The sequence below is a fragment of the Neisseria sp. P0008.S004 genome (assembly GCF_051962755.1).
Classification (GTDB): domain Bacteria; phylum Pseudomonadota; class Gammaproteobacteria; order Burkholderiales; family Neisseriaceae; genus Neisseria; species Neisseria subflava_A.
The window spans coordinates 1-232 of record NZ_JBQCUZ010000066.1; the positions used below are offsets into that span (position 1 = coordinate 1).

The following is a 232-nucleotide window of genomic DNA, read 5'->3' on the forward strand; positions in this document are numbered from 1 at the left end:
ATCTAATCCCGTTCGCTCCCCTGGCTTTCGCGCCTCAGCGTCAGAAGAGGGCCAGCGGCCCGCTTTCGCCACCGGCGTTCCTGTCGATCTCATCCCATTTCACCGCTCCACCGACAGTTCCGGCCGCCCCTTCCTCCCTCGAGCCAGGCAGTATCGTAGGCAATTCCCCAGTTAAGCTGGGGGATTTCACCCACGACCAACCCGGCCGCCTACGCGCCCTTTAAGCCCAGTG

The 232-nt window shown here is 63.4% G+C and carries 1 rRNA gene; it reads right to left on the reverse strand.

Annotation, left to right across the window (positions count from 1 at the left end):
- Nucleotides 1–231 (reverse strand): 16S ribosomal RNA (locus ACTHSW_RS10960); the annotation flags it as partial.
- Between the last annotated feature and the right edge of the window lies 1 nt (nt 232).